Here is a 12,011-nt window from a genome sequence, read left to right as displayed (position 1 = left end):
GCAGGAATGCCGGGGAAGTTCTGTGGGGCAGGGCAAAGGGTATGCCGAAGGCGCTTTCCGCCCCTACATCTTCCCCGCCACCTTGATCGCGAAGGCATATTCGAAGGCGATCTCCTCCAGCCGCTGGAAGCGGCCCGAAGCACCGCCGTGGCCGGCGCCCATATTGGTCTTGAGGAGGATGGGCTCGCTGCCCGTCGTCTTCTCGCGCAGGCGCGCCACCCATTTGGTGGGCTCCCAATAGGTCACGCGCGGATCGGTGAGGCCGGAAAGGGCGAGGATGGCGGGGTAGGGCTTTTGCCCGACATTGTCATAGGGCGAGTAGCTCGCCATCAGCTGGTAGAAGTCCTTGCTCTCGATCGGGTTGCCCCATTCGGGCCATTCCGGCGGGGTGAGCGGCAGCGTGTCGTCGAGCATCGTGTTGAGCACGTCGACGAAGGGCACGGCGGCGATGATCCCGCCGAACTTCTCCGTCGCCATGTTGGCGATGGCGCCCATCAGCATGCCGCCGGCCGAGCCCCCTTCGGCGACGATGTTCGCGTAGGACGTGAACCTCTCCTGATTCAGATAGTCCGCCGCGGCGATGAAGTCCTTGAACGTATTGGTCTTCTTGTCCATCTTGCCGTCTTCGTACCAGGCGAAGCCCTTGTCCTTGCCGCCGCGGATATGGGCGATGGCATAGACGAAGCCGCGGTCGACCAGCGACAGGCAGTTGGTGTTGAAGGACGCCGGGATGGTGATGCCGTAGGCGCCGTAGCCGTAGAGGAGGCACGGGGCGGAACCGTCGAGAGGCGTGTCCTTGCGGTAGAGCAGCGTGACGGGCACCTTTTCGCCGTCCCATGCGGGGGCGAAGACGCGGCGGGTGATATAGTCGTCCGGGTTGTGGCCCGAGGGGACCTCCTGCGTCTTCAGCAGCGTGCGCTCGCGCGTCACCATATTGTAATCGAAGAGCTGCGAGGGCGTCGTCATCGAGGAATAGGAGAAGCGGATGACGTCGGTGTCGTATTCCGCCGCGCCCGAAAGGCCGAGCGAATAGGCCTCCTCGGCGAAGGCGATGGCATGTTCCGCGCCGCTTTCCCGCTCGCGCACCACGATGCGCGGCAGGCCCTCGTGGCGCTCCAGCCAGACGAGGTGGCGGGCAAAGGCCATGTGGCTGAGGATCAGCGTGCCGGGACGATGCGGCACGACCTCCGTCCATTTCTCGCGGCCGGGCGCCGTCACCGGCGTCTGCATGATCTTGAAGTCCTTCGCGCCGTCGGCATTGGTGAGGATGTAGAAGACGTCGCCGCCCTCCGTCATCGAATATTCGAGGCCGGTCTGGCGCGGGGCGACGACGACAGGGTTGGCCGTCAGGTCCTTGGTCGAGAGGAGGCGATATTCGCTCGTCTCGTGGTCGTGGATGTCGATATAGATGAAGTCGTCGAGCAGTGACCCGCCGACCGACATGAAGAAGCCCGCGTCCTTCTCCTCATAGACCAGACGGTCGTTTTCCTGCCGCTCGCCGAGGATGTGGTGATAGATCTTCGAGGGGCGGTGGTTCTCGTCGAGCGCGGTGTAGAAGAAGCTCTTCGCATCCGGCGCCCAGACGCCGCCGCCGCCCGAATTGACGATCTCGTCGGCATGGTCCTTGCCGGTCGCAAGGTCGCGCACCTTCAGCGTGAAATATTCCGAGCCCTTGTCGTCATAGCCCCAGATGCCGACGGAATGGTCGGTGGAATGGTCGATGCCGGAAAGGCGGAAATAGTCCTTGCCCTCGGCCTCCCTGTCGCCGTCGAGCAGCACGGTGCGTGTCCCCCCCTCGCGCGGCTCGCGGAAATAGCGCGGCTGCTCGCCGCCGGTGACGAAGGACGTGCCGTAGGCGAAGGGGCCGTCCTTCACCGGCACGGAGCTGTCGTCCTCCTTGATGCGCCCGCGCATCTCGGCAAACAGCGTCTTCTGCAATGCCTCGGTATCGGCCATGGCGGCGGCCATATAGGCGTTTTCCGCCTCCAGATGGGCGCGGATCTCCGGCTGGAGGATGGACGGGTCCTTGAACATCGCCTGCCAGTTCTCGTCGCGGAACCAGGCATAGTCGTCGGTGCGGGTGATGCCGTGGCGGGTGTCGGAAACGGGCTTCCTGGCGGCGAGGGGGGCGGCGGGCAGGTTTTTGAAGACGGACAAGGGTTCACTCCGCAAATCGGTAGAGCAATTCGAGCAAAAGTGCGAAGCGGTTTTGCGTCCGGAATTGCGTAGAAACGAAAAGTCAGAGCGTTTTCGCGATTCGGAGAAAAGCGGAAATGCTCCAGGTAGGGATGAAACAGATAGAGAGCCCCGCCCGCCGCATCAAGCGGCAAGGTCCCGCCGCATGCGTCCGAAGGAGTGGGCGCGTACACGTGGAAGCGGCCCGCGGCTTGCGCGCGCGGGCATGGGAAAGGCACAAGGAAGCCGGCGGCAGGCCGCCCCGGCATGCCGCACAAGGCGCGGGAGGCGGGCCCTCAGAGGGGCTTCGCCTCCGCGCAGAAGATGGAGCTCAGCGCGCCGACCAGCTGGACGGCTCTTTCGTCTATCAGTCTGTAGAATATCTGCTTGCCTTCCCGGCGCGATTCCACCAGTCCCGCCTCGCGCAGCACGTTGAGCTGCTGGGAAAGGGTGGGTTGGTGGACGCAGAGTTCCTCTTCCAGTTCGCTGACGGAGGATTCTCTTTCGCAGAGTGTACAGACCAGCATAAGTCGGGCCGGGTGGGCCAGTGATTTCAAGAGGCTGGCAACTCTTGCCGCACGAATGGCCCGGGCCCGCGAGGCAGGCATTGCCTCCCGGAACGGGATGATGACCACAGGTTACTCCATACATTAGTAGTCTATTTTATATTATACCATATGTTAACCAAGAACCAACCCTGTCAGCCCGGCAGATTGGGCTTGGCGCGGCGTTTTGCGGGGCGCAGCTCGTCGGCGATGGTCATGCCGATGATGGAAAGGGGCAGGGCCAGCATCGCGCCGGCAGCTCCCCACATCCAGGTCCAGAAGATGATGGCGGTGAAGATGATGAAGGCGTTGACCTCCAGCCGCTTTCCCATCACAGCCGGCATGATGAGGTTCTCCATGGTCAGGTGCACCAGGAAGAAGGCGAGCGCCGGCAGGAGGCCCATGGTCAGCGTCTCGTGCGTCAGGAGGCCCGCGATGGCGAGCGAGATCGTCATCAGCGTGACGCCGAGGAACGGCACGAAGCTGGAGATGAAGGCGAAGAGCCCCCACAGTGCCGGCATGGCGAGCCCGCCGCCCCAGGTGATCAGCGCCGTGACGACGCCGAGCGCCGCATAGACCAGCGAGGCCGTCGCGAAATAGTAGCCGAGCGCGCTGTCGATGGCGTTCATGATGCGGATGGTGGTCAGCCGCTGGCTGCGGCGCGGAAAGGACATGATGAGCATCTGCCGCAGCTTCAGCCGCGCCGAGAGGAAGAGCACCAGCGCGGCGAAGAAGATCATGCCCTGCAGGAGGGCGGGCGTCAGGCTGCCCGACACGATGCTGAGCACGCTGCCGGTGTTTTCCAGCACCTTTTCCATCGACATCTGCCCGCTCTCGAACATCTGCGGGCTGATGTTCAGCCAGCCGAGGCGGGAAAAGAGCGGGGTGATGCGATCGTAGGCGCCGCGCACGAGGTCCGGCGCATTGGCGGCGAGCTGGGCGATCGGATCGGCGAGTATGCCGGCCACGAAGAAGACGCCGAGCCCGAACAGCCCCGCCAGCAGCAGCGCGGTCGGCAGCGGCGGAATGCCGAGGTCGTTCAGCTTTTCCGCCGCCACGCCGAAGATGAGGCCGGTCACGACGGCAAGGCAGAGCGGGGTGAGGATCGGCGCCATGAGATAGACGACGCCCATCGCCATGATGAAGAAGATGCCGATGGCCGCCCAGGCGGCGGCGATGTCGAGCCCGTAGCGGCGCGGCTTGCCGACCGCGGCGAGCGTTTCCTGCTCGATACTGCCCTGCAAGAGCCGGCGTTCGGCCGGTTTTCCGGTTATGTCATGCATGACGCACCCCCGATTTCGCGCTACAAACGCCGGTCGCGACAATAAGTTCCAGCGATGTCTCATGAAACCTTGGGTAGGTTGCAGCCTGTCGTCAAATCGACATATTGCGCGTTAACCCCGAATTAAGACGTCAGGCATGACGCCAAGAAGAGGAGGCAGAGTGTTGAAACCGCATGCAATCGGGCTCCATATCGCCCTTTGCACCCTTGCGTTCGCGCCGCTTTTCGCCGAGCCAGCCCTGGCGATAGACACCCGCGTGCGCAACCAGTTGCAGAAGCTGACCCCGGACGAACGGCTGGAGCAGCGTTGCGATATCGAGGCGATGGACGAGATCAGCGGCAGGGCCGGCTTCCGCCCGGACAAGGTGATCGCCTACGCCTTCGGCGACCCCAAGCTCGACGGCACGACCTTCAAGACGAAGGGCGCCGTCTTCCGCAGCAGGGGCGAATGGTATCGCCTGTCCTACAAGTGCGAGGCGAGCTCCGACCGGCTCGACATCCACGCCTTCAAGTACAAGATCGGCGACCAGGTGCCCCACGAGGACTGGGCCGAGCATTATCTCTACGATTGAGATCGCCGGTAACTTTTGAGTGATCGGCCTCTCCCTGCGGGCGGCGAGGCTGTCGTATATGGCATGCCCCTCATCCGCCTGCCGGCACCTTCTCCCCGTAGGCGGGGAGAAGGGAGATGCGGTAACGGCCCCTTTTCATATGCGAAAGCTGTGCCCGCAGGCATGGTGACTTGCCACATGCATGGTCATTGGCTGGGGAAACCGGTGCGGCATATCCTCTTCGCCACCGCAATTCCTCTCCGTCGTCATGGTCGGGGCAAACCCGAGGATGACGTCAGTGGGTGGGGCGGATGGGGCGGAAACGACGCCGGCGCATCCTTCATGCGCCGGTGGTCATGGTGGGTGCCTGCAATTCAGGCCGAAAGCCTCAGACCGATCCCCCATGGATCGACCAGCGAGACCGCGCCGCCCGAGCGGGTGGTGGGGATCGCCAGAGCGTCGAGCTTTTTCGTCGCCGCTTCGAGCTTTGCCGGGTCGTTGAAGCGGATCGTATAGTCCGAAAGGCCGGTCATGCCGCTCTCGCGCTTCGGCTGGCCGCGCGAATTCCAGACATTCGCCGCGACATGGTGGTGGTACCTGCCGGTGGCGAAGAAGCTCGCGCCCGGATAGCGCGCCATGACGTCGAGGCCGAGCACGTCGCGGAAGAAGCCATCGGCCTGCGGGATATCGGAGACCTGCAAATGGATATGGCCGATGACGGTGCCGTTTTCCTGGCCCGTCCAGCCGTCCTTCGGCGCCTCGTCGTAGAGCGCCTGCAGGTCGAGCCGGTGCGTTGCCATCTTCACCGTGCCGTCCGGCACATAGGTCCATTCGGCGCGGTCGCGGTCGCGATAGATCTCGATGCCGTTGCCTTCCGGGTCGTCGAGATAGATCGCCTCGCTGACGAGGTGATCGGACGCGCCGGTCAACGCCACGCCGTTATGGGCGGCATGGGCGAGCCAGCGGCCGAGCTCCCGGCGGTCCGGCACGAGGAAGGCGGTGTGGAAGAGGCCGGGCGCATTGCGCGGAGCGCGGGCGGCGTTGCTGCCCGTCGTCAGCGTGAGCAGCGGCCGCTCGCCGACACCGAGCGTTTCGCCCGAGGCCGATCCGTCGAGCACCGAAAGGCCCATGACCTTCTGGTAGAAGGAAGAGACCATCGGCAGGTCGATCACCGTCAGGTGCGAATGGTCGACGAAGGCCGGCATGTCGACGGCGTGATTGGCATTGTCTGTCATGGATGCGGTCTCCGCGCGAAGGGGCCCGGCCTTGCCGGCGGCGATGCCCGCGGCGGCGGCGCCGAGGAATGTCCGTCTGTCGAGGTCCGTCATGATATGATCCCTGTCTCGGTTTCCCTCGGAAACCGTTCTGTCGGGAGGAATATGGCGGAGCCGCAGCGTTCACGAAAGATGGCGTTTCGGCGATTTACTGTCAACATGGCGTTGACGAAGCGCGGCCGGGACTTGATTCCGATCAATGCCGTTTGACAATGGCAATGCCAGTTTCACGCCCATCGAAAAAAGGAGACCCGCATCGTGAAGGACCTGGCGCATTACAAGGACATTCTTCTCACCCGCAAACGCGAGCTTTACGGCCGCCTGAACAAGATCGAGAAGGATCTCGACACGCTCAAGAGCGGCGACAGCGGCGACCGCGCCATCGAGCGCGAGAACGACGAGGTGCTGGAAGAATTCGGCACGACGGGTCTCAAGGAGCTTGAGGCCATCGAGGCCGCCCTCGACCGCATCGCGGCCGGGACCTTCGGCATCTGCGCCAAATGCGGCGAGCCGATCTCGCCCGCGCGCCTTGCCGCCGTGCCGCATGCGGCCCTGTGCGAGGAATGCATCGCGCGGCAGTGAGGGCGGGCTCCATGTCGCGCGGCAAACTTTCGTGATGGCCGCGCGGCGCGGGAAATCTTGCCTGCGAGGCGAAAACGCGAGACCATGGGGGAAGGCTATTACAGGCAGGACACCCATGGAAATCAAGGGCATCAAATGGGACTATGACCGCTACGAGGTGATCGCCGACGGCATCGTGCATGGCGTCGGGGTGGTCTTCGCGCTGGTCGGCGTCACCGCCCTCATCTTCTACGCCACGGTCTGGGCGACGAGCGGACAGCTGGCCGCGGCCTGGGTCTACGGCATCGGCCTCGTCCTCGCGCTGGCGACGTCCTTCGCCTACAATCTGTGGCCGGTCTCGACGGTGAAGTGGCACCTGCGCCGCTTCGACCATTCGGCGATCTTCGTGCTGATCGCCGCCACCTATACGCCCTTCCTGCAGCGCGGCATCGAGGATCCGTTCCTCGCCGGCATGCTCGTCTTCATCTGGGTGATGGCGGGGGCGGGCGTGGCGCTGAAGTTCCTCTTTCCCGGCCGCTACGACAGGCTGGCGATCCTCATCTATCTCGGCATGGGCTGGAGCGGCGTCTTCGCCGCCGGCCCGCTGCTGACGCATCTTTCCGTCGCCACCCTGACGCTGATCGTCGTCGGCGGCCTGCTCTATTCGGTCGGCGTCATCTTCCATGTCTGGGAGCGCCTGCGCTTCCAGAACGCCATCTGGCACGCCTTCGTCGTCGCGGCCGCGGCCGTCCACTATTCGGCCGTCGTCACCAGCGTCGTTTCCGGCATCTGATCCTGTTTACTGCACGGCCGGCGCAGCGCCCTGCGCGCTGGAGCAGCCTTCCGCCGGACGCAGGGTTTTCACAAGTTTGCTGACGATGGGGGAATATTCCGGCTTCGATGCCTTTGGAAACTCCAGAACAAAGGACGAGACGGCATCGTCGCAGAGCCGGATCACGCGATGATAGAAGATCGTGTTGCCGCGCGTGCCCGACAGGCTGGCCCAACCGTTTGTCTCTCGGTCATAGCTGATGTCCCAGCCTTCTCTCCGGTAGGTCTCCCGCCGCCCTGCGACCTCGTCCTTGAAATCCCCCTCCGCGAGATAGTGCCCCCAGATGGCAAGGGTCGCCGCACCGCGCGCATAGGTGCGCCCGTCGCCGTTGCCGGCCTCCTGCACCATCGCGAAGCCCGGCGGGATCTCGACGGCGAAGCCGAAGCGTGGATTGGCATAGGGCTCCCAGCCGGCGGCGAGGGCTGCGGCGGGGAGAAGGAGAAGGAAGAGGAAAAGGAAGCGTTGCACGGCGGGCTACTCGTCGACGATGTCCTGCGGGGAACGGATGAGAGCGGGTGTTTCTTCGACCTGCCGTTGAACGAGGCTGGACAGCTTTCCCGCTCCTCCTGTATGGCATGGGCAAAGGCAGGGGGGAACCATGGACATCACGATACGCGACGCCGCGGAGGCCGATCTCCCCGGCATCATGGACATCTACAACGATGCCGTCGCCAACACGACTGCGATCTGGAACGAGGCCGTCGTCGATCTTGAAAACCGCAGGGCATGGTTCACGGCCCGCCGCGAGCGCGGCTTTCCGGTCCTCGTCGCGGTCCGCGGCAGGCAGGTGCTCGGCTATGCCTCCTACGGAGACTGGCGCGCCTTCGATGGCTATCGCCATACCGTGGAGCACTCCGTCTACGTGCAGAAGGACGCGCGCGGCACCGGAACGGGCAAGCGTCTTCTCAAGGCGCTGATCGACCGGGCGAGCTTCAACGGCATCCATGTCATGATCGCCGGCATCGAGGCGGAGAACACCGCCTCGATCAGGCTGCACGAAAAGCTCGGCTTCCGCGTCGTCGGCCGCTTCAGCGAGGTCGGCATCAAGTTCGGCCGCTGGCTGGACCTGACCTGCATGGAACTGAAGGTTCCTGCACGATAATTCAGTCCTCGTCGAAGCTGAGCGCCACGCCGTTCATGCAATAGCGCAGGCCCGTCGGCGGCGGGCCGTCCGGGAAGACGTGGCCGAGATGGGCGTCGCAGTCCGCACAGCGGATTTCCGTGCGCGTCATGCCGTAGGAATAGTCGGAATGATCGGTGACCGCGCCTGGCTCGATCGGCTGGTAGAAGCTCGGCCAGCCGGTGCCGGAATTGTACTTCGCCTCGGACCGGTAGAGCGGCCTGTTGCAGCAGATGCAGCGATAGGTGCCCTTCTTGGAAAGGTCGAAGTCGGGGCTGGAGAAGGCGCGTTCCGTGCCGTGCTCGCGCGTGATGCGGAACTGCTCCGGCGTCAGAACCTGCCGCCACTCTTCCTTGGTCTTGTGAACCTTCAATGTCGTCGTGTCGCTCATGGCGTCCTCCTGTCGAGCCATAGATAAGACGGCGATTGTGGCAAGACAATTGGCGCGCGTGGTTGAAATTCACCGCGTTTCCTCCTATCCTCCATATTATTAATGATGGAGGAAATTATGCCTCTCAATATCAAGGACAACGAGGCGCACAGCCTCGCTCGCCAGCTCGCCGCGGCGACCGGCGAGAGCCTGACGCAGGCTGTCAAGATTTCCATCGAGGAGCGCTTGGCGCGTGTGCGCCATGCCCATGCGCCCCGGCTTGCCGACCAGCTCGACCGCATCGCTCTCGATTGCGCGAGCCTGCCGGTGCTGGATCCACGCACGCCCGACGAGATTCTCGGCTACGATGAAAGCGGCTTGCCGCGATGATCGTGCTCGACACCTCCGCACTCTTCGCCATCCTGACGGACGAACCGGAGCGACGGGTTTTCAACGAGGCGATCGAGCGCGCTCCCGCGCGCCTCCTCAGCGCGGCGACGCTGCTGGAAACGAAGATGGTGCTCTTCGCCCGCTACGGCGCGCCGGGCGTCAATGCGCTCGATGCGTTCCTGCTGCGGGCGGGCATTCGCGTCGCGCCGGTGACGGCCGAACAGGCCGAGATCGCCTTCGACGCCTTCCGGCGCTTCGGGCGCGGCACGGGACATGCGGCGCATCTGAACTATGGAGACTGCTTCTCCTATGCATTGGCGCGTGAAAACGCCGCGCCCTTGCTGTTCAAGGGTGGCGATTTCATTCATACCGACGTAGAAACGGCACTCTGATGCTTTGAGGGATAACGACGGGCGAAGCCCGCGGATGGGGAGAGGGATGACGCCGGACACGATGGGCCTGACTCTCGCTGCCTTCTGTCTGCCGTTTCTCGGCGCGCTGATCGCGCCCGCCCTCACGCGGCTTCTCGGCCACAATGCCGCCTGGCCGCTGGCGCTCGTCCCGCTCGCCGTCTTCCTGCATTTCCTCGGCTTCAACGCGGAGGTCTCGCATGGCGAGGTCATCACCGGCGGCTATGCCTGGGTGCCGTCCTACAATGTCAGCTTCTCCTGGCTGATCGACGGCCTGTCGCTTGCCTTCCTGCTCCTGATCTCCGGCATCGGCACGCTGATCGTGCTCTATGCCGGCGGCTACCTGAAGGGGCATCCGCACCAGGGGCGGTTCTTCTCCTTCATCCTGATGTTCATGGGCTCGATGCTCGGGCTCGTCGCCTCCGACAGCTTCCTGATGCTCTTCGTCTTCTGGGAGCTGACCTCGATCACCTCCTTCCTGCTGATCGGCTTCGACCATACGCGCGCGGCCGCGCGCCGCGCGGCGCTGCAGGCGCTGGTCGTCACCGGCGGGGGCGGGCTCTTCCTGCTCGCCGGCCTGCTGTTGCTCTGGGACGTCACCGACGTCACGCAGCTCTCGCTGCTGATGTCCTTCGGCGATGAGGTGCGGGCGAGCCCCTTCTATCTGCCGCTGTTCTTCCTCATTCTCGGCGGCGCCTTCACCAAGTCGGCGCAGTTCCCGTTCCATTTCTGGCTGCCGAACGCCATGGAGGCGCCGACGCCGGTTTCCGCCTACCTGCATTCGGCGACCATGGTGAAGGCCGGCATCTATCTCCTGATGCGGCTCAACCCGGTGCTCGGCGACACGCTGGCCTGGGAGACGATCCTGCCGGCCTTCGGCGGCCTGACGCTGCTCGTCGGCAGCGTGCTCGCCATCCGCCAGAGCGACCTCAAACTGATGCTCGCCTATACGACGGTCGCCTCGCTCGGCCTCCTCGTGCTGCTGACCGGCTTCGGCTCGGAATATGCGGCGGCGGCCGCAGCCCTCTATCTCGTCGCCCATTCGCTCTTCAAGGGCGCGCTCTTCATGGTCGCCGGCATCGTCGATCACGAGACCGGCACGCGCGACATCACGAAACTGCGCGGGCTCGCCCGCGCCATGCCCGTCACCTATCTCGCCGCGCTCATCGCCGCGCTCTCCATGGGCGGCTTGCCGCCCTTTTTCGGCTTCCTCGCCAAGGAGGAGATCTATGTCGCGCTTTCCGGCGGGAGCCTCCGCGCCATCGCCTTCACGCTGGCGGCCATTATCGGCAACGGCCTGATGTTCGCCGTCGCCTTCGCCGTGGCGCTGAAACCCTTCCTCGGCGCGCCCGTCGAAACGCCGAAGAAGCCGCATGAAGGCCCCTTGCTGCTCTGGGCCGGCCCGATGTTGCTGGCGATCAAGGGGCTGACCATCGGCGTCTTCTCCGCCACCGCCCATGCGCTGCTGACCTCGCCGCTCACCTCTGCCATCGCCGGCAAGCCGGAGGTCGTCACGATCTCGGCCGTGCCGCATTTCGGCATGCCGCTTCTCCTCTCCGCCGTCACGGTCGCCTTCGGCGTCGTCGTCTTCCTGTCGCTCGACAAGGCCCGCGCCGCCGCGGACCGGCTGGTCGAGGATATCGGCTGGGGGCCGGACAGGGGCTTCGACCAGGTGATGGCCGGGCTGGTGCGCGGCGCGTCACTCGTCACGCGCCTCACCCAGCCGGGCCGGATGGAAATCTACATGACCGCGACCTTCGCGGCGGTCGCGCTGGCGCTCCTCGTGCCGCCCGCCGTCTATGGCGAATGGCCGCGCCTGCCGGTCTGGCCGGCCGGCATGCCGTTCCACGAGCTTGCGGTCGTCGTGCTCGCCGTCGTCGGCATCGGCGCGGTGCTGACGGCGAAGAGCCGGCTTACCGCCATCGTCGCGCTCGGCATCCAGGGTTTCTGCGTCGCGCTGCTCTTCCTGCTCTTCGGCGCGCCGGACCTTGCCTTCACCCAGTTCATGATCGAGACGCTCTCCGTCGTCATCCTCGCCCTCGTCATGACGCGCCTGCACCTGACGCCGCGCGACCACCGGCCGCTGAGGGAAAAGATCCCGGACGCCGCCATCGCCATCGCCTGCGGCCTCGGCTTCGCGCTCTATCTCCTCAAGGTCACGCAGGGCCGCTTCGACACGGCGCTCACCGATTTCTTCAACCTCTATTCGAAAACCATCGCCCACGGCGCCAATGTGGTGAACGTCATCATCGTCGATTTCCGCGGCACGGACACGCTCGGCGAGATCGCCGTCGTCATGGTGACGGGCCTTGCGATCCTGTCGATCATCCGCATCCGCAAGGGCGGCAGGGCGAGGGGGGACGTATGATGGTGCGTCTGCACGTTCCAATGGCCCCCCGGTCATCTTCCCTGCAAAGCGGGGAGAAGGGGCTGGGCGCGGAGTTTTCCGTTCCCGGGCGACGCTCCTGTCTGGGCGGGAAGGCGTTCGGGCACGCCGCCCC

General features: G+C 64.8%; 13 protein-coding genes. 7 read left to right on the top strand and 6 right to left on the bottom strand.

Annotated features, from left to right (window positions below; genetic code table 11):
* Positions 1 to 63: 63 nt before the first annotated feature.
* The 3 genes from ACZ1A1_RS16435 to ACZ1A1_RS16425 all read right to left on the bottom strand — a co-directional run bounded on the left by ACZ1A1_RS16435 (position 64) and on the right by ACZ1A1_RS16425 (position 4,003).
* Complete coding sequence (locus ACZ1A1_RS16435) at positions 64 to 2,157, bottom strand: S9 family peptidase (protein ID WP_463620724.1); 2,094 nt, start codon at positions 2,155 to 2,157, stop codon at positions 64 to 66.
* A gap of 314 nt (positions 2,158 to 2,471) precedes the next feature.
* Positions 2,472 to 2,783, bottom strand: coding sequence for a metalloregulator ArsR/SmtB family transcription factor (locus ACZ1A1_RS16430; protein WP_313194132.1), 312 nt, complete (start codon positions 2,781 to 2,783; stop codon positions 2,472 to 2,474).
* A 92-nt stretch (positions 2,784 to 2,875) separates the two neighbouring features.
* A complete protein-coding gene (locus tag ACZ1A1_RS16425; protein WP_463620723.1) occupies positions 2,876 to 4,003 on the bottom strand; it encodes an AI-2E family transporter in 1,128 nt (375 codons plus the stop codon).
* 163 nt (positions 4,004 to 4,166) lie between these two features.
* On the opposite strand from ACZ1A1_RS16425, the gene ACZ1A1_RS16420 reads away from it, so the two are divergent.
* A complete protein-coding gene (locus ACZ1A1_RS16420; protein ID WP_415216174.1) occupies positions 4,167 to 4,574 on the top strand; it encodes a DUF930 domain-containing protein in 408 nt (135 codons plus the stop codon).
* 353 nt (positions 4,575 to 4,927) lie between these two features.
* Here the strand turns inward: ACZ1A1_RS16420 and ACZ1A1_RS16415 are convergent, their stop codons facing one another.
* Positions 4,928 to 5,788, bottom strand: coding sequence for a VOC family protein (locus ACZ1A1_RS16415; RefSeq protein WP_463620890.1), 861 nt, complete (start codon positions 5,786 to 5,788; stop codon positions 4,928 to 4,930).
* Positions 5,789 to 6,085: 297 nt separating this feature from the next.
* On the opposite strand from ACZ1A1_RS16415, the gene ACZ1A1_RS16410 reads away from it, so the two are divergent.
* Positions 6,086 to 6,409, top strand: coding sequence for a TraR/DksA family transcriptional regulator (locus ACZ1A1_RS16410; RefSeq protein ID WP_313194102.1), 324 nt, complete (start codon positions 6,086 to 6,088; stop codon positions 6,407 to 6,409).
* Between the two features lie 115 nt (positions 6,410 to 6,524).
* The gene (gene trhA, locus ACZ1A1_RS16405) at positions 6,525 to 7,181 is read left to right on the top strand and encodes a PAQR family membrane homeostasis protein TrhA (RefSeq protein WP_313194103.1); all 657 of its coding nucleotides are present in this window, start codon (positions 6,525 to 6,527) and stop codon (positions 7,179 to 7,181) included.
* 6 nt (positions 7,182 to 7,187) lie between these two features.
* Here the strand turns inward: trhA and ACZ1A1_RS16400 are convergent, their stop codons facing one another.
* Positions 7,188 to 7,688 (bottom strand): hypothetical protein, encoded by a 501-nt coding sequence (locus ACZ1A1_RS16400; RefSeq protein WP_463620722.1) that lies wholly within the window; start codon positions 7,686 to 7,688, stop codon positions 7,188 to 7,190.
* 130 nt (positions 7,689 to 7,818) lie between these two features.
* On the opposite strand from ACZ1A1_RS16400, the gene ACZ1A1_RS16395 reads away from it, so the two are divergent.
* Positions 7,819 to 8,322, top strand: coding sequence for a GNAT family N-acetyltransferase (locus tag ACZ1A1_RS16395; RefSeq protein ID WP_463620721.1), 504 nt, complete (start codon positions 7,819 to 7,821; stop codon positions 8,320 to 8,322).
* Between the two features lies 1 nt (position 8,323).
* On the opposite strand, the gene msrB is transcribed toward ACZ1A1_RS16395, so the two are convergent.
* The gene (gene msrB / locus ACZ1A1_RS16390; RefSeq protein ID WP_313194106.1) at positions 8,324 to 8,731 is read right to left on the bottom strand and encodes a peptide-methionine (R)-S-oxide reductase MsrB; all 408 of its coding nucleotides are present in this window, start codon (positions 8,729 to 8,731) and stop codon (positions 8,324 to 8,326) included.
* A 117-nt stretch (positions 8,732 to 8,848) separates the two neighbouring features.
* On the opposite strand from msrB, the gene ACZ1A1_RS16385 reads away from it, so the two are divergent.
* The 3 genes from ACZ1A1_RS16385 to ACZ1A1_RS16375 are packed head-to-tail and all read left to right on the top strand — an operon-like array spanning position 8,849 to position 11,878.
* Positions 8,849 to 9,100 (top strand): type II toxin-antitoxin system VapB family antitoxin, encoded by a 252-nt coding sequence (locus tag ACZ1A1_RS16385; protein ID WP_463620720.1) that lies wholly within the window; start codon positions 8,849 to 8,851, stop codon positions 9,098 to 9,100.
* Entirely contained in the window at positions 9,097 to 9,492 is a 396-nt protein-coding gene (locus ACZ1A1_RS16380) for a type II toxin-antitoxin system VapC family toxin (RefSeq protein ID WP_463620719.1), read from the top strand. The genes ACZ1A1_RS16385 and ACZ1A1_RS16380 overlap by 4 nt, the downstream gene beginning before the upstream one ends.
* A gap of 46 nt (positions 9,493 to 9,538) precedes the next feature.
* Positions 9,539 to 11,878, top strand: a complete 2,340-nt coding sequence (locus ACZ1A1_RS16375) for a putative monovalent cation/H+ antiporter subunit A (protein WP_463620718.1) — start codon at positions 9,539 to 9,541, stop codon at positions 11,876 to 11,878.
* Positions 11,879 to 12,011: the final 133 nt, after the last annotated feature.

It is taken from the genome of Shinella sp. R2-11 (genome assembly GCF_055330205.1).
Note: the sequence above shows the minus strand (reverse complement) of the source record. Positions and strands in the feature narration are given on the sequence as shown.

Bases quoted from the DNA above. Each gene is read 5' to 3' on its own strand.
- msrB (WP_313194106.1), bottom strand. From the start codon at position 8,731: ATGAGCGACACGACGACATTGAAGGTTCACAAGACCAAGGAAGAGTGG.
- ACZ1A1_RS16375 (WP_463620718.1), top strand. From the start codon at position 9,539: ATGACGCCGGACACGATGGGCCTGACTCTCGCTGCCTTCTGTCTGCCG.
- ACZ1A1_RS16380 (WP_463620719.1), top strand. From the start codon at position 9,097: ATGATCGTGCTCGACACCTCCGCACTCTTCGCCATCCTGACGGACGAA.
- ACZ1A1_RS16395 (WP_463620721.1), top strand. From the start codon at position 7,819: ATGGACATCACGATACGCGACGCCGCGGAGGCCGATCTCCCCGGCATC.
- ACZ1A1_RS16385 (WP_463620720.1), top strand. From the start codon at position 8,849: ATGCCTCTCAATATCAAGGACAACGAGGCGCACAGCCTCGCTCGCCAG.
- ACZ1A1_RS16430 (WP_313194132.1), bottom strand. From the start codon at position 2,783: ATGCCTGCCTCGCGGGCCCGGGCCATTCGTGCGGCAAGAGTTGCCAGC.
- ACZ1A1_RS16425 (WP_463620723.1), bottom strand. From the start codon at position 4,003: ATGCATGACATAACCGGAAAACCGGCCGAACGCCGGCTCTTGCAGGGC.
- ACZ1A1_RS16415 (WP_463620890.1), bottom strand. From the start codon at position 5,788: ATGACAGACAATGCCAATCACGCCGTCGACATGCCGGCCTTCGTCGAC.
- trhA (WP_313194103.1), top strand. From the start codon at position 6,525: ATGGAAATCAAGGGCATCAAATGGGACTATGACCGCTACGAGGTGATC.